The organism is Streptomyces sp. NPDC048523 (genome assembly GCF_043199815.1).
GTDB lineage: Bacteria > Actinomycetota > Actinomycetes > Streptomycetales > Streptomycetaceae > Streptomyces.
This window is the reverse complement of the sequence record NZ_JBICWQ010000001.1, coordinates 46,798-71,154: the sequence shown is the minus strand read 5'-3', so window position 1 is coordinate 71,154 and position 24,357 is coordinate 46,798. Positions and strand designations below refer to the sequence as shown.

At 68.9% G+C, this 24,357-nt stretch carries 13 protein-coding genes and 2 pseudogenes; 12 read left to right on the top strand and 3 right to left on the bottom strand.

Features of this window, described 5'->3' with window-relative positions:
• Nucleotides 1-42: 42 nt before the first annotated feature.
• On the bottom strand, nucleotides 43-981 hold the full coding sequence (locus ACGFWE_RS00260) for an Ig-like domain-containing protein (RefSeq protein WP_393596759.1): 939 nt from the start codon (nucleotides 979-981) through the stop codon (nucleotides 43-45).
• A 239-nt stretch (nucleotides 982-1,220) separates the two neighbouring features.
• On the opposite strand from ACGFWE_RS00260, the pseudogene ACGFWE_RS00255 reads away from it, so the two are divergent.
• From ACGFWE_RS00255 to ACGFWE_RS00200, 12 genes and pseudogenes are all read left to right on the top strand, one after another.
• Nucleotides 1,221-1,790: pseudogene (locus ACGFWE_RS00255) on the top strand (metallophosphoesterase); the annotation flags it as partial.
• Nucleotides 1,791-2,648: 858 nt separating this feature from the next.
• The gene (locus ACGFWE_RS00250; RefSeq protein ID WP_393596757.1) at nucleotides 2,649-4,244 is read left to right on the top strand and encodes an arabinofuranosidase catalytic domain-containing protein; all 1,596 of its coding nucleotides are present in this window, start codon (nucleotides 2,649-2,651) and stop codon (nucleotides 4,242-4,244) included.
• Between the two features lie 94 nt (nucleotides 4,245-4,338).
• Nucleotides 4,339-6,786 carry an RICIN domain-containing protein gene (locus ACGFWE_RS00245; protein WP_393596755.1) on the top strand — a complete coding sequence of 816 codons (2,448 nt, stop codon included), beginning with the start codon at nucleotides 4,339-4,341 and terminating at the stop codon, nucleotides 6,784-6,786.
• A 55-nt stretch (nucleotides 6,787-6,841) separates the two neighbouring features.
• The gene (locus ACGFWE_RS00240) at nucleotides 6,842-7,978 is read left to right on the top strand and encodes a ricin-type beta-trefoil lectin domain protein (RefSeq protein ID WP_393596753.1); all 1,137 of its coding nucleotides are present in this window, start codon (nucleotides 6,842-6,844) and stop codon (nucleotides 7,976-7,978) included.
• Between the two features lie 154 nt (nucleotides 7,979-8,132).
• Nucleotides 8,133-9,536: pseudogene (locus ACGFWE_RS00235) on the top strand (endo-1,4-beta-xylanase); the annotation flags it as partial.
• A 457-nt stretch (nucleotides 9,537-9,993) separates the two neighbouring features.
• On the top strand, nucleotides 9,994-11,436 hold the full coding sequence (locus ACGFWE_RS00230; RefSeq protein WP_393596751.1) for an arabinofuranosidase catalytic domain-containing protein: 1,443 nt from the start codon (nucleotides 9,994-9,996) through the stop codon (nucleotides 11,434-11,436).
• Nucleotides 11,437-11,554: 118 nt separating this feature from the next.
• On the top strand, nucleotides 11,555-13,045 hold the full coding sequence (locus tag ACGFWE_RS00225) for a glycoside hydrolase family 27 protein (protein ID WP_393596749.1): 1,491 nt from the start codon (nucleotides 11,555-11,557) through the stop codon (nucleotides 13,043-13,045).
• Nucleotides 13,046-13,075: 30 nt separating this feature from the next.
• Entirely contained in the window at nucleotides 13,076-14,602 is a 1,527-nt protein-coding gene (locus ACGFWE_RS00220) for an arabinofuranosidase catalytic domain-containing protein (RefSeq protein ID WP_393596747.1), read from the top strand.
• Between the two features lie 23 nt (nucleotides 14,603-14,625).
• Nucleotides 14,626-16,458: an RICIN domain-containing protein gene (locus tag ACGFWE_RS00215; protein ID WP_393596745.1), complete on the top strand. Its 1,833-nt coding sequence runs from the start codon at nucleotides 14,626-14,628 to the stop codon at nucleotides 16,456-16,458.
• Nucleotides 16,459-16,514: 56 nt separating this feature from the next.
• A complete protein-coding gene (locus tag ACGFWE_RS00210; protein ID WP_393596743.1) occupies nucleotides 16,515-18,923 on the top strand; it encodes a ricin-type beta-trefoil lectin domain protein in 2,409 nt (802 codons plus the stop codon).
• A gap of 70 nt (nucleotides 18,924-18,993) precedes the next feature.
• Nucleotides 18,994-20,976: an alpha-L-fucosidase gene (locus ACGFWE_RS00205; RefSeq protein ID WP_393596741.1), complete on the top strand. Its 1,983-nt coding sequence runs from the start codon at nucleotides 18,994-18,996 to the stop codon at nucleotides 20,974-20,976.
• A 71-nt stretch (nucleotides 20,977-21,047) separates the two neighbouring features.
• The gene (locus ACGFWE_RS00200) at nucleotides 21,048-22,367 is read left to right on the top strand and encodes a ricin-type beta-trefoil lectin domain protein (protein ID WP_393598869.1); all 1,320 of its coding nucleotides are present in this window, start codon (nucleotides 21,048-21,050) and stop codon (nucleotides 22,365-22,367) included.
• 220 nt (nucleotides 22,368-22,587) lie between these two features.
• Here the strand turns inward: ACGFWE_RS00200 and ACGFWE_RS00195 are convergent, their stop codons facing one another.
• Together ACGFWE_RS00195 and ACGFWE_RS00190 are read right to left on the bottom strand one after the other, a co-directional pair.
• Complete coding sequence (locus ACGFWE_RS00195; RefSeq protein ID WP_393596739.1) at nucleotides 22,588-22,893, bottom strand: hypothetical protein; 306 nt, start codon at nucleotides 22,891-22,893, stop codon at nucleotides 22,588-22,590.
• 239 nt (nucleotides 22,894-23,132) lie between these two features.
• Nucleotides 23,133-24,257 carry a HupE/UreJ family protein gene (locus tag ACGFWE_RS00190; RefSeq protein ID WP_393596737.1) on the bottom strand — a complete coding sequence of 375 codons (1,125 nt, stop codon included), beginning with the start codon at nucleotides 24,255-24,257 and terminating at the stop codon, nucleotides 23,133-23,135.
• Between the last annotated feature and the right edge of the window lie 100 nt (nucleotides 24,258-24,357).

Genomic DNA, 24,357 nt, shown 5'->3' with positions numbered 1-24,357 from the left:
GGGTGGGAGTGGCTGTCGGGGCGCACGCCGCACCGCGGTGCATCACAGGGCGGCGGTCGTGCCCTCCCCGGAGGCGCTGCCCGCGAGCCACTGGTCCCATCCCAGGTTGAAGTCGGCGTAGCCGTTGTCGGCCGGGGCCTTGCCGCGGGGTGAGCCGGTGATGGTGATGGGGTCGCCCTGCTTGACCTGACCGTAGAACCACTTGGCGTCCGCCAGGGACAGGTGGACGCAGCCGTGCGAGCCGCGGGCGCTGCCGCTGCCCGGGTTCGGGTCGCCGGTCGAGTAGTGGACGTAGGTGCCGGACTGGGTGAGGTGGATGTCCCAGGGCAGTGTCAGGTCGTAGTAGTTGGGGCTGCCCTTGTCGCAGCTGATACCGACGCTGCAGGAGGTCATATGGACCTTCTCTTGCTTGTCGATGACGGCCATAGTGCCGTCCCACGTCGGGTACTCGGCGCTGCCCGCGTTGATCGACAGGGTGCGCACCGGCGCGCCGTTGCGGGTCACCTTCATGGTGTGGCCGGTCACCGAGACATCCGCGCGAACGTCGTCACCGATCTTGAAGGTGTGCGTGTAGCTGTGTACGCCGTAGCGTCCGTTGCCGTTGCTGACCCCCTTCATGTCGGCGTCGATCTTCACCGTCGTACCGGAGGGCCAGTACGTCTTCGGGCGCCAGTCGGCGCGCCGGTCACCCATCCAGTGCCAGGCGCCGGCCACCGTCCGGGAGGCGCTCACCTTCATGTGCTGTTCCACTGTGGCCCGTGCCTTGGCCGCGACCGGGTTCGTGAAGATCACCGAGATCGGCATGGCCACGCCGACCGTGGTTCCCGTCTGTGGAGTGATCGTCTCCAGCAGCATCGGCGGGCCCGCGGGTGTCGTCGGTGACGGAGAGGTGCTCGCGCCCGGCTTTCCCGACGCCTTGGCGTCATCCCCGCCCGCCTTGTCGCTGCCGCCCCCGCCACAGGCGCTAGCGCCCACCAGCATCACGCCCGTGACACATGCGATCCATATGCTGCCCTTGCGCCGTCCCACGAACTGCCCCGGTCTTCTAGCTGTTCGGCCCTGACGGGCCCGTCTTCCTGTCAGACAGGGACGGGGCGGGTGGCAGTTGCATGTGTCGCGTAAAACGTGTCCCAAGACTCGGGTCTGCTTCGCCATCAGTCTGGCGCTGCTGTCGATCGGCCTGTGGCAGGCTGTACGGCTTCAGGGAACGCTGGTCGTTCTTACGGCCCGCCCTGACCGTAGTCGGCGTCGGCGGGAGTACGGACCGGATCCGCGTCGTCACCTGGGCCGTCCTCGGTGCAACCGCCGTACTGCTCGCCCGGGCCCGCGCCGAGACCCGTCCCGTGCCGCGCGTGCGCCGGCCAGAGGTGCAACTCCCGCGGCTGGGTGCCGGGTTGGGCGACCTCCGCGTCGTCCTCATCACCGACACCCACTACGGCCCGCTCGATCGCGCCCGCTGTCGGCGGGGGTGTGCGAGAGCGGTGAACACCATGGAAGCGGACCTGGTCTGCCACACCGGCGACCTCGTGGAGGGTTGGATCGACCTGATGGACGAAGTGGGCCGGCAGCCGCTGCGCACCGCCACCTGCTGCTCGAACGCGGAGGCCACACACGGACTGCCCGTCCTGCCAGCCCGCGTTCACCGACCGGGCGGCAGCCGCAGGCATCGACCTCCAGCTCTCCGGGCCCACCCACGGCGGCCAGATCTGGCCATGGCGCGACCGCGTCCGCCTCGATCAGCCCTCGCCGGGTTCAGCCACCACGGACCCCGCACCCTCCTCCGCACCACGGCCGACGCCTCCGCCGGGAGCGGTCCGCAGGTCGAAGGACCGCGGCATGGGACGAAGGCCAGGCCGACGCGTCTCGCACAGGACGATCCGAACACCATGAGCCAGACAGCTGGGACCGGGCGGCAACGACCAGGCAGAACCGTCCGTTCCGGGTGCCGCCCATGGACAGACGCGCCGTCCTTGTGCCCCAGCACCGAAGTGCCTCGCTGCCGCACCGAAGTGACGCAGAACCAGAACGCCTGAGCACTAGGAGTACGCAGGGAGCGGCGTCGGGCTGCCGGGCCCGTCACGCGTTCCGCGTCTCACGCGTTGCGGGAAGGCCCGAATCGAATCGGTTCCGCGCAAGCGCTTCGAGAGATGGTACGACCGGCGCGGGGCGGGGGCAATGGCGTGCCGCACGCCGAAGAACGCGCCCAAGGACGGGTCGGGGACCGTCTCGCCGGCTGGTGCGGTGCGCACTGATCCCTCGTCGACGGCTGTTCGGCGGCCGCGCCCCAGGTCAGTGGCATTGCAGGGGACGGCTGGGCGATCGTGGCCCGGCCGTCGGTCCGACTCGCGCGACGCGCCGAGCCGCGTCGGCGTGAGGGCGCACCGCCGCTCGTCCACTGTCACGCCGGATCTGCTCGAGCGGGCCGGCCGACGAGGATCCGGGGAGATCGGCGATCGAACCGATTCGGCACCCGGGCCGGACGGAGGAGGTCGGGGCCCTTGACAGCACTGCGGAATCGGGAGCACCGTCTCCCCCCGAAACCTCTCTGCAATCCCACTGAAAGATCGGCACCTTCAAGCGCTTCCGCATTTGTCAGCGCCACCAGCACAGAACCCGACTGGGTTCCGCCGACAGGGTAGGGAGATCGGATGGGAACGACAGGTACGAGACGTCACGTGCTGTTAGGGCGTGGTGGCGTCCAACGTCTGCTCGCTGCGGTCCGGCGCCGCGGAAGGCCGGGAAATGGGCCGGACCAGGCGTCTGCCTGTTCGTGGGAGCGCTCCCGCACCTCTCGGCCGAAAACATTCGCCAGGGCGGGGGCCGCAGCCGTGCTCGCCGTCGGCGCACTGGCCGGTGCCACGGCCACGACCGGGACGGCCCGGGCCGCCACGTCCGGACCGTGTGATCTCTACGCGGCCGGCGGGACGCCCTGTGTGGCGGCACACAGCACGACGCGAGCGTTGTACGCCTCGTACAACGGGCCGCTCTACCAGGTCAGGCGCGCCTCGGACAACACCACCCGCAACGTCGGCGTCCTGAGTGCGGGCGGCACCGCCGACGCCGCCGCGCAGGACTCGTTCTGCGCGGGGACGACCTGTCTGATCTCGATCATCTACGACCAGTCCGGTCGCGGGAACAACCTCACCCAGGCGCCCGGCGGCGGCGCCGCGGGTGGTCCCGACAACCTCGCGAACGCGACGGCCGCGCCCACCATGGTGGGCGGTCACAAGGCCTACGGCGTCTTCGTGGCACCCGGCACGGGATACCGCAACAACCACACCAACGGCATAGCGACCGGGGACGACCCCGAGGGCATGTACGCGATCTTCGACGGCACGCACTACAACGGCGGCTGCTGCTTCGACTACGGCAATGCCGAGACGGACAACAACGACGACGGCAACGGCACCATGGAGGCCATCTACTTCGGCAACATCAAGGTCTGGGGCTACGGTGCGGGCAACGGCCCCTGGATCATGGTTGATCTGGAGAACGGCCTGTTCTCCGGGGTGAACCAGCACTACAACGCGAACGACCCGACCATCAACTACCGGTACACGACCGCCATCGTCAAAGGCGGCCCGAACCACTGGGCGATCCGCGGCGGCAACGCGCAGTCGGGCAGCCTGTCCACGTTCTACGACGGTGTGCGCCCCAACGTCGCGGGCTACAACCCGATGCGGAAGCAGGGCGCCATCATCCTGGGCATCGGCGGTGACAACAGCAAGGGCGCCCAAGGCACCTTCTACGAGGGCGTGATGACCTCCGGCTACCCGTCGGACGCCACCGAGAACGCGGTCCAGGCCAACATCACCGCGGCCGGATACAGCAATGCGACCGGCGGGACGGGCACCGGCGCGCTGCACGCGGTGGGCGCGGGCAAATGCCTGGACGTGCCGAACTCGTCCACCACGGCCGGCACGCAGCTGCAGATCTGGGACTGCAGCGGTGGCGCCGGCCAGAGCTGGACCCGCACCTCCTCCAACCAGTTGACCGTATACAGCGGCAGCAGCCAGATGTGTCTGGACGCGTACAACCACCAGACCACGGCAGGCACCAAGGTGGTGACCTGGCCGTGCAACGGCGGTGCCAACCAGCAGTGGCAGCTGAACTCCGACGGGACCGTCACCGGCATCCAGTCCGGACTCTGCCTCGACGTCACCGGCGCCTCCACCGCCAACGGCGCCCTGGCCGAACTATGGACCTGCAACGGCGGCTCCAACCAGCGATGGAGCCTCGGTTGAGCGCCCTGTGCACTTTCCGAGATCTTCCTACCGTCCGACCGGATCGCCATCGGGCGTCCGCATCGAATGCCACCGCCACCACTGGAGGATGACGATGTCCCGAGCCAGAGCGCTCCGCGGCCTCCGGGCCGCCCCCCTGGCTCTGCTCGCCCTACTGGCCGGGAGTCTGCCCACGGCCGGTGCCGCGTTCGCCGTACCGTCCGAGCGCCAGGCATCGGCCGCCGAACTGTACGTGGCGCCGGGTGCGCCCGCGGGCGGGAACGGCACTGTAGAGCAGCCGTTCGCGACGATCGACCAGGCGCAGCAGCCGGCGCACCGGCTCTCGGCCGACGCGGACGTGGTGGTCCACCTGGCCGGTGGCACCTACCGGCTGCCCAAGCCGCTGACCTTCGGTGCCGGCGACGGCGGCCAGAACGGCCACACGATCACCTACCAGGCCATGCCCGGGCAGCAGCCGGTCGTGAGCGGCGCCCAGCAGATATCTGGTTGGCAGGTTCATGATCAGGGCAGCAATATCTGGTCGGTTCACGTCGGCACCGGCGTGAACACGCGTCAGTTGTACGTGAACGGCAAGCAGGCGCCGCGGGCGGCGATCCAGGTACCCCGCGCCGCCTTCACCTTCACCCAGACCGGCCTGACCGTCACCGACTCCTCCCTCGACTACCTGGCCGGCCTCTCGGACCAGAAGCACATGGAAGTCGAGAGCCTCAACTCCTTCACCGACCGCTACGCGCCGGTCCAGTCGATCAGCGGCAGGACCCTCACCATGCAGCAGCCCGCCTGGAACAACAACTCCTGGGGCTACGACACCATCAACGCGCCGTTCGCCGGCGGGACCATGTACCTGGAGAACAACTACGCGTTCCTCAAGCAGGCCGGGCAGTGGTACCTCGACTCATCCACCGGCGACCTGTACTACCGGGCCCAGCCGGGGCAGAACCCCAACAGCCTCGACGTCGAACTGCCGCGGCTGCAGAGCCTGTTGGGCATCAGTGGCAGTTACGGCTCACCGGCGACCGGTCTCGGATTCTCCGGTATCCGGTTCACCGGGACCTCCTGGCTGGGCCCGAGCGGACCCGACGGCTACGCGGACCAGCAGAGCGGCGCACACATCACCGGTGCCTACGCGATGCCCGCCAACTGGCTGAGCACCTGCAAGTCGGGGTGCACGCAGTTCGAGGCCACCCGGAACCACTGGGCGCAGATGCCCGCGGCGGTCCAGGTCTCCGCCGCCACCGGCATCACGTTCTCGGGTGACACGTTCTCCGAACTCGGGCAGGCCGGGCTGGGCGTGGGCAACGACGGCGTAGCCACCGCCTCCGGCACCGGCCTCGGCGCCAACGGGGTCACCGTCACCGGCAACACGTTCACCGACCTCGCAGGCAGCGGCATCCAGGTCGGCGGAATCCAGCCGGACGCGCACCACCCGGCCAACCCGCAGATGACCAACCAGAACATCACCCTCAGCAACAACAAGGTCAGCGGGGTGGGCACCGACTACAAGGAGACCGCGGGAATCCTGTCCACCTACGTCACGAACGCGACGATCACCCACAACCAGTGCGACCACCTGCCCTACGACGGGATCGACATCGGCTGGGGCTGGGGGATGAACGACCCGGGCGGCAGCCAGGACTACGCCAACCGGGGCACGTACAACTACCAGCCGGTCTACAGCACTCCCACGACGCTGAAGAACAACACCGTCTCCCACAACCTGGTCTTCGACACCAAGAACGCAATGTTCGACGGCGGCAGCATCTACAGCCTGTCCGCGGCCCCCGGCTCGGTGATCTCCGACAACTACATGTACGACAACAACCGCACCACCGCGCTGTACCTCGACGAGGGCTCCCGGTACCTGAAGGTTTCCGGCAACGTGGTGCAGGACGCGGGCAACTGGGCGCTCACCAACGCCAACGCCAACAACCACACCGACGACAGCACGTTCTCCGGCAACTGGTACAACGGCGGCAACACGTATGTGGCCACCGGCCCCCCGCACAACAACGTCCTCACCGGCAACGTCCTGGTCGGCGGCACCAACTGGCCCCAGGGCGCCCGAGACGTCATCCAGCAGGCGGGCGTCCAGTCGTCGGGCGGCGGTGGTTTCCCCACCGGCTACCACCGGTTGGTGATCGCCAGCAACAGCCTGTGCCTCGACGTGTACGGCAACTCCACCGGCGCGGGTGCCGCGATCGGCCAGTGGACCTGCAACGGGCAGAGCAACCAGCAGTTCGAGTTCGTGCCGGTCTCGGGCGGCTACGGGCAACTGCGCGCGCAGAACTCCGGACAGGTCGTGGCGGTGGCGGGCGGATCCACGACCGCCGGTACACCGAACATCGTGCAGCAGGCCGCGAGCGGAGCAGCCGGCGCTCTGTGGCTGCCGGTACAGCAGTCCGACGGCTCGTATTCCTTCAGGAACCAGAACAGCGGCCTGTGCCTCGACGCCTACGGCGGCAGCAACAACCCGGGCCAGCAACTGGACCAATGGCAGTGCAAGAACGCACCCGGCACCAACCAGGACTTCACCCCCCGCTGACCAGCTCGCGCACTCGTTCACCCCCACCCACTGCCCGCACCAGTGAGGAACACAGATGAAAAAGTACTGGGCACCCCTGGCCGCCGCGCTGACGGCCGCGTTCGGCGTCGCCACCGCGTTACCCGCGGCGGCCGCCACCGCCACCGAACCGTCGCACTCCGCCGTACGAGCCGCCGCGCCCACCGCCCTGCGGCTGCTGCCCTTGGGAGACTCGATCACCTGGGGCGTCGGCAGCCCGTCCGGGAACAGCTACCGGGGCTTCTTGGCGAGCAAGCTGACGGCCGAGGGGCACACGCTGGACTTCGTCGGCTCGGGGCGCAACGGCACCATGTCCGACCCGGACAACGAAGGCCACTCCGGCTGGCGGATCGACCAGATCGCCGGCATCGCGGACTCCGTGCTGGCCCGTTACCGGCCGAACGTGGTCACCCTGGAGATCGGCACCAACGACCTGAACGGCAACTACCAGATCCCGACCGCGGCCGACCGGCTCCGCGCGCTCATCGACCAGATCACCAGGGCCGCACCCGACGCGACCGTCCTCGTCGGCACCGTGATCATCTCCACCAGCGGCACCGAGGAGGCCAACCGGCCCGCGTTCAACGCCAAGTTGCCCGGGATCGTCCAGGCCGAGCAGGCCGCCGGTAAACACGTACGTCTGGTGGACATGAGCGCCCTGACGGCCGCGGACCTGTCCGACTCCCTGCACCCCAACGACAGCGGCTTCGGCAAGATGGCGGACGCCTTCAACGCGGGGATCCAGGCGGCGGACGCGGCGGGCTGGATCAAGCCGCCGGACTCCACGAGCGGGCAGGTGCGTTCCGGGATCGCGGGGAAGTGCCTGGGGGTGAGCGGCGGCAACAGCGCCAACGGGACCGCCGCCGAGATCCGGTCCTGCGACGGCTCCGCCGCGCAGACGTGGTCCGCGCGCTCCGACGGCACCCTGCGGGCGCTCGGGAAGTGCCTCGACGTCGCCGGCCGCGGTACCGCCAACGGCACCAAGATCGCGATCTGGGACTGCAACGGCGGAACCAACCAGCAATGGCAGACGTACAACGGCGGCTACCGCAACCCCGTCTCCGGCCGCTGCCTCGACGACCCCAACGCGTCCACCGCCGACGGTACGCAGCTGGTCCTGTGGGATTGCAACGGCGGAACGAACCAGCAGTGGACCGCTCTGCCGGTCTCCTGAGCGCGTGGCCCCGCTCCACCGAGGCCCCGTCCCGTGGCCGGTGCCCACTCCTCTAACACCCCCCGCACAAGGAGGTTGATCCTCGATGTCCTGGTTCAACAAGGACCCCCTGCTCCGCAGGGCGCTGGCCTCGGCCACCGGCCTGTTGGCCGGCATGGCACTGGCCCTGACCGGACCGGCGGCGAGTCTCACCGCGCACGCCGCTTCCAGCACACTGGGCGCGGCGGCTGCCGACAGCGGTCGCTATTTCGGTACGGCCGTGGCCGCCGGAAAGCTCGGCGACTCGACGTATGCCACGATCCTCGACCGGGAATTCAACATGATCACCCCGGAGAACGAGATGAAGTGGGACACCACCGAACCGTCCCGCGGCAACTTCAACTTCGGCCCGGCCGACCAGATCGTCAGCCACGCCACCGCGCACGGGCAGCGGATGCGCGGCCACACCCTGGTCTGGCACGGGCAGCTGCCCGGCTGGGTCAACTCCATCAGTGACGCAGGCACCCTGCGCAGCGTGATGAACAACCACATCACCACCGAGATGAACCACTTCAAGGGCAAGATCTACGCCTGGGACGTGGTCAACGAGGCGTTCGCCGACGGCGGCAGCGGTCAGCACCGCAGCTCGGTCTTCCAGAACGTGCTCGGCAACGGCTTCATCGAGGAGGCGTTCCGCACCGCCCGGGCCGCCGATCCCTCGGCCAAGCTCTGCTACAACGACTACAACATCGAGAACTGGACCGACGCCAAGACGCAGGGCGTCTACAACATGGTCAGGGACTTCAAGGCGCGCGGTGTGCCCATCGACTGCGTCGGCCTCCAGAGCCACTTCGGCTCCGGTGGCCCGCCGTCCAGCTTCCAGACGACCCTGTCGAACTTCGCCGCGCTCGGCGTGGACGTCCAGATCACCGAACTCGACATCGCCCAGGCATCGGCGACCGCGTACGGCAACACGGTGCGGGCCTGCATGAGCGTCGCGCGCTGCACCGGCATCACGGTGTGGGGGATCAGGGACAGCGACTCGTGGCGGACGGGGGAGAACCCGCTGCTGTTCGACAACAACGGCAACAAGAAGCCGGCCTACGACGCGTCGCTCTCCGCGCTCGGCGGAGGTACGGGGAATCCGGGCGGAGGCATTGTCTCGGGACAGGTGTACTCGCTGACCGACGTCGCCGCGGGCCGGGTGCTGGACGTGCCGGGCGGCCAGACGGCGAACGGCACGCTCCTGCAGGTCTGGGACGCCAACGGCGGTGCGAACCAGCAGTGGCGGGCGAGTCAGAACAGCGACGGCTCCTACACCTTGACGAACGTCGCCAGCGGGCGGGTGCTGGACGAGCCGGGCGGCCAGACGGGCAACGGCACCCGGATGGAGATCTGGGACTCAAACGGCGGTGCGAACCAGCACTGGCGGGCGAGCGGTAACAGCGACGGTTCGTACACCCTGGTCAACGTCGCCTCCGGCCGGGCGCTGGAGATCCCCAGCGGCCAGACCGGCAATGGGGCGCCGGTCCAGGTCTGGGACTCCAACGGCGGCGCCAACCAGCACTGGAGCTTCAGGTGAAGTGACCCGGCGCGCAGCGCGCGCTCCCGCCCCCGGATCGCTTCGGGGTGATCGGAACGTACACCCGCGTCCGGCACGGCGGCCCTCGCCGGACGCGGGTTCCGGCATGCCCTCAGAACGTTCTGACCAGGCGCAATACATGGGATGGATCAGAGTTCGATTGGGAGTCCCAAGCGTATTGACTCGGTGAGGGAGCTGTGGAATCACTAGGACATGGGATGTCTGAGTGGTTCCTGTGAGTGCTCTCGAGCGCCCACGCGGCCATGAGGCGTCCGGATCCCGCGGCCATGCCGGTGGCGGCGACGGTCCACGAACTTCCCGTTCGGCCAGGCACAGCACCCTCTGTCACCTTCCCCCACATTTCCCGAGGAACAGAATGCGGCCTTCACCCCTTTCCCGTCGGAGTCCTGCGGCTCGCAGACGACGCTTACCGGCGTTCGCCGCCACAGGCGTGATGGCGCTGCTGGCCATGATGCCGGCGACTTCGCAGACCTGGTCCGCACCCGCACCCGACCCGGCGGCGACGCCGGCGCCCTTGGTGAGTTCGGCGTCGGGGCGGTGTCTGGACGTCAAGGGCAACATGGACACGCCGGGAACCGCGCTGGACATCCAGGACTGCGGCAACCAGCCGAACCAGGCGTTCGAGTTCACCTCGGCGGGCGAGCTGAGGACGATGAGCGGCACCCGATGCGTGGACGCCTACGACAACCGGACGGCGCCGGGTACTCCGGTGATCATCTGGACGTGCAACGGGCAGTCGAACCAGGCGTGGCGGCAGAACGCCGACGGGTCCGTCACCGGTGTCCAGTCCGGCCTGTGCCTGGACGTCAACGGGGCGGGCACGGCCAACGGCACCGCGGTCATCCTGTGGACCTGCAACGGCCAGAGCAACCAGAAGTGGACCACGTCGACACCTCCGCCCGCGCCCGGCGGGTCCGGCCCGTGCGACATCTACTCCGCGGGCGGTACGCCGTGCGTGGCCGCGCACAGCACCGTGCGGGCGCTCTACGGGTCGTACAGCGGCAGCCTGTACCAGGTCAGGCGGGCCTCGGACAGCGCGACCAGGAACATCGGCGTACGGGCGGCCGGAGGCTTCGCGGACGCGGCGGCGCAGGACTCGTTCTGCGGGGGCACCTCCTGTGTGATCACGGTCGTCTACGACCAGTCCGGGCGCGGCAACGACCTGTGGTACCAGGGATCGGCCCAGGTTCCGGGATCGAGTCAGAGCAGTCCCGCGAAGGCGACCTCCGAGTCGCTGACCGCCGGGGGCACCAAGGCGTACTCGCTGTACATCAATCCGGGCAACAGCTACTGGCGGGACGGCCATCTGACGGGCGTTCCGACCGGCAGCGCGCCCGAAGGGGCGTACATGGTGACCAGCGGCACCCACGTCAACAGCGGCTGCTGCTTCGACTACGGCAACAGCGAGACGACGCGGAAGGCCGACGCGGCCGGGGCGATGGACGCGATCAACTTCGGCACCGAGTGCTGGTTCGGCGGTTGCTCGGGAAGCGGCCCCTGGGTCCAGGCCGATCTCGAATGGGGCCTGTACTCCGGAGGCAGCCAGTCCTGGAACACCGGTCAGCGGGCCTTCCCCGTCAAGTTCGTCACCGCGATGCTGAAGAACAACGGGACGTCGAGGTTCGCCCTCAAGGGCGGCAATGCGCAGTCCGGCAGCCTGACGACTCTGTGGGACGGCGCGCTGCCCGGCGGATACAGCCCGATGAAGAAGCAGGGCGCCATCGTTCTGGGCAGCGGCGGTGACTGCTGCAAGCCCGGTGGCGGTGCCAACCTGAGCGCCGGCACCTTCTACGAGGGGGCCATCGTCGCCGGCTACCCCTCCGACGCGACCGACAACGCGGTGCAGGCCAACGTCATCGCGGCCGGATACCGCTGAGTCCTTCTGCCCACGGCGTCTTCCGTCGCAACCCGGCCAGGGAGGTGATGACATGTACATGATCATAGGAAGGGTCGGACACCTCTTGCCACCGTTCCCGCGACCGTCCCTGCGCAGGATGTTGGCGTCCGCCTTCTCCGTCGCGCTGTTCTGCGTGGGCGTACCCCCTCGTCTCCCTCGGAACGTCTCCGAATCGCTGATCAAGTCCACCGCGCAGGCGATGCACACCAACGGCATGCAGGCGGCGGGCTACTCCTACGTCAACATCGACGACTGCTGGATGACCCACAACCGCGATTCCGGCGGCCGCCTGGTGCCGGACCCCGCCAAGTTCCCCGACGGCATCAAGGTCACCTCCGACTACGTGCACTCGCTGGGGCTGAACCTGGGGATCTACGAGGACGCGGGAACCGCCACCTGCGCCGGGTATCCGGGCAGCCTGGGGCACGAGAGCACCGACGTCCAGTCGTTCGCGTCGTGGGGCGTGGACTATCTGAAGTACGACAACTGCAACAACAACGGGGTGTCCGCGCAGAGCCGGTACACCGCGATGCGGGACGCCCTGGCGGCCACCGGCCGGCCGATCCTGTACAGCCTGTGCAACTGGGGCCAGGACAACGTGTGGACCTGGGGCGCGGGCGTGGGCAACAGCTGGCGCACCACCGGGGACATCAGCGCGAACTTCGCCGGCATGCTGTCGATTTTCCGCAGCAACGTGGGACTGGCCTCCTACGCGGGTCCCAGCCACTGGAACGACCCGGACATGCTGGAGGTCGGCAACGGCTCGATGACGGCCACCGAGAGCCGCAGCGAGTTCAGCCTGTGGGCGGAGGTGGCCGCGCCGCTGATCGCGGGCACCGACATCCCCTCGGCCAGTGCGCAGACCCTCTCCACGCTGACCAACTCCCGGGTGATCGCGGTCGACCAGGACCCCCTCGGCAAGCAGGGCACCATGGTCTCCTCCTCGGGAGGCCGGGACGTGCTGGCCAACCCTTTGGCCAACGGGGACGTGTCGGTGGCCCTGTTCAACGAGACGGGCTCGACAGCGACCATCTCGACCACCGCGGCCGCGATCGGCAAGACCGGGGCGTCCGCCTACACCCTGACCGACCTGTGGTCGGGAGCGTCCTCCACCACCTCGGGCACGATCAGCGCCTCGGTGCCGGCACACGGCACGGTCATGTATCGGGTCGCGGGCGGCACCAGCGGCGGCGGCACCGGGGCGGTGCACGCGGTGGGTGCGGGCAAGTGCCTGGACGTATGCGACTCGACCACGACCGCCGGCACCCAGGTGGAGATCTGGAGCTGCAACGGCGGCGCCAACCAGACGTGGACGCACTCCGCGTCCAACCAGTTCACCGTCTACTCCGGCAGCAGCCAGATGTGCCTGGACGCCCACAACAACCGGACCACGCCGGGGACGAAGGTGGAGATCTGGACGTGCAACGGCCAGAGCAATCAGCAGTGGACGCTGAACACCAACGGCACCATCACCGGCGTCCAGTCGGGCCTGTGCCTGGGCGTTGCCGGAGGGGCCACCGCCGACGGCACCCTCGCCGAACTGCAGACCTGCAACGGCGGCAGCAGTCAGCGGTGGACGTTGGGATGACTCCGCATTCGAACCCCGGAGGAGGTCTCCATGCTCGAACCAGCCGATGATCGCCGACGCAGGCGAGGGAAAGCCGTGCTCCTGTCCGCCCTGGCGATGGTCCTGATCGCGTTCGGCGCAACGGCGTTCGCCACATCCACAAGGGCCGATGCGTCAACCGTCGTCCATCCGGCGGCCCACCGTGCGGCGGACGTGTCGCTCCCGTGCGACCTGTACGCCGCGGGCGGTACGCCGTGCGTGACGGCGCACTCCACGACCAGGGCGCTCTTCGCGTCGTACAACGGGCCGCTTTACCAGATTCAGCGGGCCTCCGATCACGGCTACCGCGACATCGGGCTGCTCGGTGCGGGCGGGTACGCGGACGGCGCGTCCCAGGTGTCGTTCTGCTCGGGCACGTCGTGCACGATCACGAAGATCTACGACCAGACCGCCCAGCACAACGACATGCCGATCTCCTGGGGCGGTTACTGGAAGGGGCCGGGGCCGAACGGGTCCGACGTCGGCGCGGACGCCATGGCCCTGCCGGTGACCGCGGCCGGCCACCAGGTCTTCGGCGTCAAGGTCACCCCCGGTGTCGGCTACCGGCTCGACCACGCGAGGGGAGTGCCCACCGGAGCCCAGCCCGAAGGCATCTACATGGTGACCTCGTCGAACTACACGAGCCAGTGGTGCTGCTTCGACTACGGCAGCGGTGAGAACTCCCACACCGACACCGGCAACGCCACCATGAACGCCATCTACTGGGGCACCGCCTGCTGGTTCGGCGGCTGCACCGGCAGCGGCCCGTGGGTCGAGGCCGACCTGGAGAACGGCATGTTCCACACCAACACCGGCTCCAACAAGGACCCGAACAACCCCGGTGTGCACTACCCGTTCGTCAGCGCGTGGCTGAAGAACAACGGCACCAGCAACTTCACTCTGAAATACGGCAACGGCGCGAGCGGCGGCCTGACCACCACCTTCTCCGGCCCCCTGCCGAACGGTTACTCACCGATGAAGGTCGACAGCTCGGTCCTGCTCGGCACCGGGGGCGACAACAGCCCCAACGGCGTGGGCGAGTTCTTCGAGGGCGCGATGACGGCGGGCTACCCTTCCGACGCCACCGAGAACGCCGTGCAGGCCAGTATCACCGCGGCCGGTTACGGCGCCGGGGGTGGCAGTAAGTCGACCGCGCTGCACGCGGTGGGCGCGGGCAAGTGCCTGGAGGTGCCGGGCGCGTCCACGACGCCGGGTACGCAGACGCAGATCCGGGACTGCACCGGAGCGGCGAACCAGACCTGGTCCCGGACCGACTCCCGCGAGTTCGCCGTGTACTCCGGCAGCAGCCGACTGTGCCTGGACGCCTCCAACCAGGGCGCCGGCCCCGGCACCAAGGTCATCACCTGGACCTGCAACGGCCAGACCAACCAGCAGTGGAACGTCAATGCCAACGGCACCGTCACCAGCGTCCAGTCGGGCCTGTGCCTGGACGTGACCGGCGCCGCCACCGCCAACGGCACCCCTGTCGAACTGTGGACCTGCAACGGCGGATCCAACCAGCAGTGGTCACTGAGTTGACCCCGGGAAGGCAGGAGGACCGCATGACGACGAGAGCGAGACCCGGCCGCCTGGTACTGGCCGTCGGCATCGTCCTGGCGTTCGTGCTGCAGCTGTCGGCGACTGCCGAGAGCCGGGCCGTCCCCGGCGAGGCGCTGAGCGTGAACCTGGCGTCGCCGAGAGGCCCGTCGACCGGTGTGGGTGAGGGATTCCTCTACGGCTTCACGCAGGACGGCAGTCAGCCGGCCGACCAGTTCATCAAGCCGCTGGGGATCAACGCGTTCCGCGGCGGGGGATGGTTCTCCGGCGGCTGGATCCGGGACAACTACCAGTACGGATCGGCCACTCGGGCCGACCTCGACTCGATCGTCGCGCAGGCGAAGCGGCTCACCCAGCCGCCGTATCACGCGCAGTACCAGGTACTGGTCAGCGACATCTACGGCGCCAACGGCGGGCAGCCGTCCAACACGAGGTACCCGTGCGACAACGGCGACTGCTCCAACTGGATCGGCTTCATCGACTCCACGGTGGGAGCACTGCAGGCATCGGGGCTGAAGTTCGCCTACGACATCTGGAACGAGCCGGACATCTCCGCCTTCTGGACCCGGGGGGTGAACAGCGCCCAGTACTTCCAGATGTGGGACACCGCCTACCGGGAGATCCGGCGCATCGCCCCCTCGGCGCAGATCGTCGGGCCGTCGCTCGCGTTCACACCGCAGAGCAACCCGGGGGAGTGGCGGACCTGGCTGGCGCACGTGAAGGCGGCCGGGACGGTCCCGGACATGATCACCAACCACGACGAGGGTGACGTCGACGACCCGGTCACCGTCTCCCAGTCCCTCAACAGTGCCCTGACCACGGCGGGCATCGGCCCGCTGCCGCTGTCCGCGAACGAGTACCAGCCCGCCGACCGGCAGACCGCCGGGGTGACGGCCTGGTACCTGGCGCGGTTCGCGCAGTCCGGGTACACCAACGCGATGCGCGGCAACTGGGTCTGCTGTGTCACCCCCAACCTCACGGGAGTCCTCACCCAGAGCGGCGGCAGTTGGCAGCCGACCGGCAACTGGTGGGCGCTGCGCGACTACGCCGACATGACCGGAACCCTCGTCGACACCTCCGGGCAGGTCGGCTCGACCGCGATCTCGGCCTCCGAGGACCCCGCCAACAAGCGCGCGGTGGCGATCATCGGCGACGCGAACGGCAACTCCGGTACCTCGTCCGTGACCTTCAACGGCCTGTCGTCCGTGCCCTGGCTGACGAACGCCGGCAGCGTGCACGTCACCGTGCACCGCATCCCGGACCAGGCGCCGCTCGCCGCGCCCCAGACCGTCTACGACCAGAACCTGAGCGCCTCGGGCGGCTCGATCACCGTGCCCTTGACGTTCCAGGCCGCGCACGACGCGTTCGCCGTCTATCTGACCCCGGCCTCCTCCGGCGGCGAGGGCTTCCCGACCGGCTACCACCAACTCGTCGTCGCCCACGACAACCTGTGCCTGGACGTGTACGGCAACTCCAGCAGCGCGGGCGCCGCGATCGACCAGTGGACCTGCAACGGGCAGAGCAACCAGCAGTTCCAGTTCGTACCGGCCTCGGGCGGCTACGGCGAACTGCGCGCCCAGAGCTCCGGCCAGGACGTGGCGGTCGCCGGCAGTTCCACGACGGCGGGCACCCCGGACATCGTCCAGCAGCCCCCCGGCACAGCGGCCAACGGCCTCTGGCTGCCGGTACGCCAGTCCGACGGCTCCTACGCCTTCCAGAACCGCAACAGTGGCCTGTGCCTGGACGTCTACGGCGCCGCAAGCAGCGCGGGCCAACAACTCGACCAGTGGCAGTGCAAGAACGCACCGGGCACCAACCAGGACTTCTTCGTCCGCTGAACCGTCCGCCGACCACACCGGCCGTGGACACCCCCCACCTGCGAAAGGAACCCACCGTGTCAGCATTCGGACGGCTGTTACGGCGCCTGCGCGTCCCGACGGCCGTACTCGCGGGCCTCGTCCTGGCCGCCGGCGGCGTCGTGGGCACAGCCGCCACCCCGGCCCGGGCCGCCACCTCCATCACCCTCAACGGCGCGTCCGGCGGACGGACCTTCGACGGCGTCGGCGCGATCAGCGGCGGAGGCGGCAACAGCAGGCTCCTGATCGACTATCCCGAGCCCCAGCGCGGCCAGGTCCTCGACTATCTCTTCCGGCCCGGCTACGGCGCCTCCCTGCAGATGCTCAAGGCCGAGATCGGCGGGGACACCAACTCCACCTCGGGAGCCGAACCCAGCCACCAGCACACCCGCTCCGACCTGAACTGCGACCGGGGCTACGAATGGTGGCTGATGGAGCAGGCCAAGGCCCGCAACCCGAACATCAAGCTGTACGGGCTCGCCTGGGGCGCCCCGGGCTGGATCGGCAACGGCAACTTCTGGTCCACCGACATGGTCAACTACCTGGTCTCGTGGCTGGGCTGCGCCAAGCAGCACGGGCTGAGCATCGACTACCTCGGCGGATGGAACGAGCGGGGCTACAACGTCTCCTGGTACCAGCAGCTGCGGAGCGCCCTCAACAGCAACGGCTACGGCAGCGTCAGGATCGTCGCGGCCGACTCGGACTGGTCCGTGGCGAACGACGTCAACTCCAACCCGGCGTTCGCCTCCGCGGTGAGCGCCATCGGCACGCACTATCCCTGCGGCTACCGGTCCTCCCAGTCCACCTGCTCGGTGCCGGCGGCCGCCATGTCGTCCGGCAAGCCGCTGTGGGCGAGCGAGAACGGCTCGGACGACTACAACGGGGGAGCGCAGGCCATGGCCCGCGGCATCAACCGCGGATACATCGACGGACGCATGACCGCGTACCTCAACTGGCCCGTGGTCGCCGCGCTCACCCCCAACCTGCCGTACCCCACCATGGGCATGGCCCTGGCCTCGCAGCCGTGGTCCGGCGCGTACTCGATCGGCAAGAACACCTGGGTGATGGCGCACACCAGCCAGTTCACCGCCCCCGGATGGCATTACCTCGACGCCTCCAGCGGCTACCTCGGCGGCAACCGCGCCAACGGAAGCTACGTCTCGCTCAAGTCCACGAACAACTCCGACTACTCCACGGTCATCGAGACCGTGGACGCCGGCAGCGCGCAGACGCTGAACTTCAACGTCACCGGGGGACTGTCCGCCGGAACCGTCCACGTCTGGTCCACCGACGTCGGGTCCGCCGACCCGGCCGACCACTTCGTGCACACCACGGACATCACCCCGTCCGGCGGCGGATTCAGCCTGACCGTCCAGCCCGGCCACCTGTACACCCTGACCACCACGACCGGACAGGGCAAGGGCACCGCCACCGGTCCCGCCCGAAGCGCGCTGAAGCTGCCGTACAGCGACTCCTTCGACGGCTACGCCACCGGCAACGAGGCGAAGTACCTCATGGACTGGCAGGGCGCCTTCGAGGCGGTGGGCTGCGGCGGCGGCCGCAGTGGGAAGTGCGTGCGCCAGATGAGCCCGCAGAAACCGATCACCTGGGACGCGCTGACCGATCCGCACGCCCTGCTCGGTGACACGAGCTGGGGCAACTACACCGTCTCGTCCGACGTGCTGCTCGAACAGCCCGGATACGCCGAGCTGATCGGCCGTGCGGGCGGGCACGACTACGACCGCACCGGCGGTCAGAACGCCTACCGGCTGCGGGTGAGCGACACCGGGGCCTGGTCGATCCTGAACTCGAACACCAACGGCAGCGTCACGACGCTGGCCCGCGGCACGACCGCGGCGCTGGGCACCAACCGGTGGCACGCCGTGGCCCTCACCTTCTCCGGCACCACGATCACCGCCGTCATCGACGGCTCCACGGTCGGTTCCGTGAGCGATCGCACCTGGGCGGCCGGGCAGATCGGCTACGGGACCAGCCAGGGCGAGACGGCACAGTTCGACAACCTGTCCATCACGCCCGGCAGCGGCGGGAACGACGGCGGCACGACCGGCGCGATCGTCGGAGTCGGCTCCGGCCGGTGCGTGGACGTACCGAACCAGTCGCAGACGGCCGGTACCCAGGTGGCGCTGTGGGACTGCAACGGCGGCAGCAACCAGCAGTGGACGAACACCTCCGCCGGTGAGCTGCGGGTCTACGGCAGCGACTGCCTGGACGCCGCGGGCCAGGGCACCAGTCCCGGCACCAAGGTGGACATCTGGGACTGCACCGGCGGCGGCAACCAGAAGTGGACGCTCCACGCCGACGGCACGATCACCGGCGACCAGTCCGGCCTGTGCCTGGACGCCACCGGCGCCGGAACGACCAACGGCACCCTGCTGCAGCTGTGGACCTGCAACGGCAGCAGCAACCAGAAGTGGACGCGCGAGTGATCCGGGTGCCCGGCCGACCATCAGCGACCGAAGGCACGACGTCCGTCATTTCCTCCTGAGAGGCCCCCACATGTCCTCCTCCTCCCTGCCGCTCAGCCGGCGCCGACTGCTTGCGGCGGCCGGCGCGTCGGCGGCCGCCGGCCTGCTGCGGTTCGCGCACGAGGCCGCCGCGACCGACGGCCCCGGAAGCTACACCGCGAGCTGGTCCTCGGTGGACCAGCACCCACCGGCCCCGGCCTGGTTCCAGGACGCCAAGTTCGGCATCTACTACCACTGGGGCGCCTTCAGCGTCCCCGCCTTCGGCAACGAGTGGTATCCGCGCAACATGTACATCGGCGGCTCGGCCGAGAACAACCACCACAAGGCCGTCTACGGCGACCCCTCGGCGTGGCCGTACCACAACTTCATCGACGGTGGCCGTGACAAGGCGGGCAACTTCGTCCAGTTCGCCCCCAAACTCGTCTCCCAGGGCGGCAAGTGGGACCCGGACGCCTGGGCCCGGCTGTTCAAGGCCGCGGGCGCCAGGTTCGCCGGCCCGGTCGCCGAGCACCACGACGGCTTCTCCATGTGGAACAGCCGCTCCAACCCATGGAACTCGGTCCAGCACGGCCCCAGGCTCGACCTCGTGGGACTGCAGTCGCAGTCGATCCGCGGACAGGGCCTGAAGTTCATGGCATCCCTGCATCACGCCTACCACTTCACCGGCTTCTACGACAACGTACCGTCCCAGTCCGACCCGAACCTGCGCATCCTCTACGGCCAGCAGGGCTCGGCCGCGGAGAACAAGCTCTGGTACGACAAGCTGATCGAGGTCATCGACGGCTACCAACCGGACCTGGTCTGGCAGGACTTCAACCTGCACCTGGTGCAGGAGTCCTACCGGCTCCAGTTCCTCGCGCACTACTACAACCAGGCCGTCGCATGGAACAAGGACGTGGTCGCCACCTACAAGGACGGCCTCAACAACAAGGGTGAGATCTTCGACTTCGAGCGCGGAGGCCCGGCAGGGCTGCTCACTCCCTACTGGCTGACCGACGACAGCATCTCCTCCTCCAGCTGGTGCTACACGGTGGGCATCGGCTACTACTCGACGCAGGCCATGCTCCACTCGCTGATCGACCGGGTCAGCAAGGGCGGCAACATGCTGCTCAACATCGCCCCGATGGCCGACGGCACCATTCCCTCCGGGCAGCAGTCCATCCTGCTCGCCATGGGCGACTGGCTCGGCCGCTTCGGAGAGGCGGTCTACTCCACCCGCGCCTGGTCCAGCTACGGCGAGGGCCCCACCAAGATGGGCGGAGGCTCGTTCAGCGGACCGGTGGCCGGCAAACCGCAGGACATCCGGTTCACCCGCAGCCGGGACAACAAGGTCCTCTACGCCACCGCCCTGGGCTGGCAGGGCGGCACCATGACCATCACGACGCTGAACTCCAACCAGATCAACCTCAGCAGCCTGACAGGCGCCCAACTGCTCAACAACACCGCCGGCACGTACATCAACCTGCCCGCACCGACCCAGGACGCGTCCGGCCTGCACCTCACCATGCCCTCGTCCAACGCGCCGTTCAATGCCCTGGCGTACACGGTCAAGCTCACGTTCTCCGGGGAGATCCCCGTCCTGGGCGCGCCGGGCGGCTCCACGACCTGGGTCAGGATCGCCAACGTGACCAGCGGACTGGTGCTCGACAGCGGGGGCAGCGTCGCCTCCGGCTCCAACCTCAAGCAGTGGAACTACGACGGCAGCACCAACCTCCAGTGGCAGCTGATCGACCTCGGCAACGGCTACTACCGCATCGTCAACCGCACCAACGGCATGGCCGCCGACAGCTGGGGCAACACCGCCAACGGCGCTCCCGCCCGCCAGGAGGCGTGGAACGGCGGCAACAACCAGCAGTGGTCGCTCAACAGTCTCGGCGACAACCGCTATCAGATCGTCAACCGGGGCACCGGCACCGCTCTTGACGGCAGCGGCAGCACCACAGCCGGCTCCACGACGGTGCTGTGGACGCCGAACTCCAGCACCAACAACGCGTGGACCATCACCGCCGTGTGAACCGGCGCTCCCCGTAGGACAGAAGAACTCGACGACGGAAGAAGGAGAGCATGGGACGTAAACCGCTCTTGATGTCCATCGCGGCCGCACTGCTTCTCATCCTGACCACCGCGGGCACCTCGTTCAGCAGCGCCCTCGGCGCACCCGCACCGGCCACGAAGTCCGCCGCGGCAGCGAGCGCCGGCTGCGGCAAGGCGCCGACGCTGACCAGCGGCAACCACACGATTCAGAGCGGCGGCCAGAATCGCAGTTACATCTTGCGGGTCCCGGCCAGCTACGACAGCAACCACCCCTACCGGCTGGTCTTCGGCTTCCACTGGCGGGGCGGCACCGCGAACGACGTCGACTCGGGAGGCACGGACGGCTACAACTGGTCCTACTACGGCCTCAGGCGCCTGGCGGACAACGCGAACAACAGCACGATCTTCGTCGCCCCCCAGGGCAACGGCAACGGCTGGGCCAATCCCGGCGGCCAGGACGTGGCCTTCGTCGACGCCATGGTCAACCAGATCGAATCAGGTCTGTGCGTGGACACCACCCAGCTGTTCTCCGCCGGCTTCAGCTACGGCGGCGCGATGTCGTACGCCCTTGCCTGCTCCCGTGCGACGGTCTTCCGCGCGGTCGCGGTCTACTCCGGCGCGAACATCAGCGGCTGCAACGGCGGCAACCAGCCCATCGCCTACATGGGCCTGCACGGCCTCAGGGACAACGTGCTGCCGATCCAGTCGGGACGAGACCTGCGCGACACCTTCGTCCGGGCGAACGGCTGCACCCCGCAGAACCCGCCCGAGCCGGCCAACGGAAGCCTGACGCACATCATCACCACCTACTCGGGATGCAGGTCCGGCTACCCGGTCGTCTGGGCCGCGTTCGACGGAGCGGGCCACGACCCCGGTCCCATCGACGGTTCCACCGGTGGCGGCTGGCGCACCTGGACGTCGGCGGCGGTGTGGCAGTTCTTCACCCAGTTCGGCTCGACCACTCCGCCGACGCCGCAGCCCTCCGAAAACCAGGAGATCGTCGGCCAGCAGTCCGGACGCTGCCTCGACATCAACAACTCGACCACGGCCAACGGCACGCAGGCACAGCTGTGGGACTGCAACGGCGGCTCCAACCAGCGGTGGACCCACACCACCGGAAAGCAGCTGGTCGTCTACGGCAACAAGTGCCTGGGCGTCGGCCAGGGCGCGGGCAACGGCACCCCCGCGGCGATCTGGGACTGCAGCGGGCAGCCGGACCAGCAGTGGAACATCAACCCGGACGGCACGATCACGGCAGCGCAGTCGGGGCTCTGCCTGGACGCCAACGGCCAGGGAACCGCCAACGGGACGAAAGTCCAGCTGTGGAGTTGCTCGGGCGGCGCCAACCAGCACTGGCGCCTGCAGAACTGACGGGCCGGGGCCAGGTCCGACACGGTACGGGCCTGGCCCCGAGGATCTGGCCTCCAGGCGGGTCAATCGCCGACGTTCCCTCGGACCACCTCCTCGACGGGTGCCGGCCCGGTCGCGTGAGGCAGCAGACCGGTAGTGCAGCCGTGGCTCCTGGTCGGCCGATGCCACGGGGCCGCGGGCACGTAACGGTGCAGGCGGACCCTTGCGGAGAAGGCGTACTTCAGGAGCTGGCGCCGTTGACCCCGGGGGCGACGAAGCGCCGGTGCAGGGGGTGGAACTTCGGCTCGGGGTCGCTTTGCACGCCCAGTTCGCCCTTGAGTACGGGGGCGATCCTGGCCGCGATGAACCGGTTGAAGTGGTCTTCCGACTCCCAGATGTCCATCACGTTGAGGCCGCCGTCGACGAACCAGGCGGCGTGCAGCACACACCCGTCCGGTGCGTCTTCTTCCCAGCGCACCTTCTTGCGCACCGCGTCGTACACGTCGGGTGTGATCTCCGGCCAGGAAAAAGTCATCACGACTGCCATGGAGTTTCCTTTCGCCGCCTGGACGCGCCGCGGCCGGACGGCCCGCGGTATGGCACTCCGAAGCTAAGCCGCTGGTAGCGACGGTGCACTCCGGGGCGTCCATCCGAGAAGGGGTACTGATCTCCGGTGCGTGCAGGACGTATGAGAACGTGGTCGACCGGGAGCTGCCGCCCGGCAGGACCGTACGCGCCGAGGTCGACCTTCCGGGGTGGTCGTCCGTCGGACGACGTGACAGCTCGTCAAGTAGAGGGTGTGACGGACCGAGACGTCCGGGGAGCCGCGTGCCGGGCGACCACCGCCCCGGCAGCGACCGTCAGAGCGATCAGCAGCGGATGTCCCACCAGCCACGTCTGTACGCCCTCGAACGGGTCGGAGTCGGTCAGCGTGGCGCGCTCCAGCATCCAGGACACCGAGAACACGAGCCCGACGACGGCCACCCCGATCCGGAACGCTGGATAGACGGCGGTGCGGGCCAGGACCAGCAGCGACGGCATCAGCAGGGCGACCACCAGAAGCTGGGTCAGCTCGATGCCCAGGTTGAACCCGAGCAGCGTGGTCACCAGCGACCCGCGGTCCAGGCCCAGTTCGCCGATCAGCGAGGCGAACGCCAGCCCGTGCACGAGCCCGAAGCCGCTCGCGATCAGCACCTCGCCGCTCGTCACCAGGGGCCGCAGCGCGTGGACCGCGGACACCGCGATCGAGAATGGGATCAGCGTCTCCACCGGCCGGGACTGCGCGTGGATCACCCCCGCCGCCGCCAGGGCGAGCGTGAGTGAATGGCCGACGGCGAACGCCGACACGACGTGCACGATCCGCACTACAGTGCGCCGCGCCGACGGGGTCCCGGCCCGCCACCGCCCCCCGGCCGCCACCAGGGGGGCCGGGACGAGCAGCATCAGCAGGAAGAGGAGATGGTCGGCTCCCTCACCGACGTGCTCGATGCCCAGTCCGGCGGTGGCGACGAAACCGCGCAGCCACGAGCCCTGGCCCGCGGGGACCTCCAGGCTCTTGGTGTTCCAGTCGATGACCCCGAGGGTCTCGGTGTCGCCGCTCTTCACTATGCCGCGGTCGAAGTCGTACCGGACGGTGACGATGATCCGGTGCGTGAGGAGTTCCTCGACGACGACGTCGTAGCGCAGGTCGAAGTCGGTCACGGACTGCCCGGCGGGCGGCCGGAACGTCAGCGGGTAGACGAGGTGCGGCGCCCCGTCGATCGTGCGGACCGTGCCGGTGCCGAGGGTCACCGCCCACGCCCGGCCGCCGTCGCCGACGGCGGCGATGTGCTCAGCCGTATAGCGCTTGAGGAGCGCCCGGTCGGCGCCGAGAACGCCGGCTGGGGTGAGGTCGCCGCCCCCGTAATTCACCAAGACGATGGAATGGATCTTCCAGACCCCGGGCGTTGCGATACCTGCTGGCCGCGTGAGGGAACTGACCGCCACGGTCGTTCGGGGCCCCGCGGGCGGC